The organism is Neisseria sp. P0009.S007 (assembly GCF_051962515.1).
On the sequence record NZ_JBQCVF010000837.1, the window covers coordinates 1 to 549 of the forward strand.

Below are 549 nucleotides of genomic sequence, written 5' to 3' on the forward strand. Positions count from 1 at the left end.
GCCTGATTGCGGTTGTATGCAAAATTTTGCCAACCATCATGATGAATCTCACCTGCGATGCCCTTTGCATCGAAAAAGCGACGGATCACGCCGACGGTATCATCGGTCGAGCCGGTGTCGCTGATGATATAGTAGTCAAGTTTGATGTGGTCGGTGATGTTGGCCAGTGTTTCTTCGATGATTGCCGCTTCGTTTTTGACAATCATATTCAAGCAGATGGTTTGGGACATTTTCAATAGCCGCATTGGTTTGGAAAGGTATTATTTTACTTTAGCATTTTGTTTTTTGCACACAAAATACTCAGGCCGTCTGAAGATTGTCTTTCAGACGGCCTGAAGTTTATTTTGCTTATCTTTTTTCCTGACGACGTATCAGATACACCGCCAACAGTGCAAATAAAACCGTCGGCAAGGCACCGGCCAAAAACGGCGGCACGCCGTACAACTGGCTGGTAAAGCCGAAGAGCCGTCCGGCAAAGTGGAACAGCAAACCGAGGCAAATACCGCCAAAAAGTTTCAAGCCCATATTGCCGTGGCGCGTGGTTTGCGG

The 549-nt window shown here is 47.4% G+C and carries 2 protein-coding genes; both read right to left on the minus strand.

What is annotated here, in order from left to right; translation table 11 throughout:
• Positions 1-230, minus strand: a 230-nt coding sequence (locus ACTHS3_RS16675; protein WP_440368598.1) for a glycosyltransferase, incomplete at its 3' end; no start/stop codon positions are given.
• 118 nt (positions 231-348) lie between these two features.
• Positions 349-549, minus strand: a 201-nt coding sequence (locus tag ACTHS3_RS16680; protein WP_440368599.1) for an LptF/LptG family permease, incomplete at its 5' end; no start/stop codon positions are given.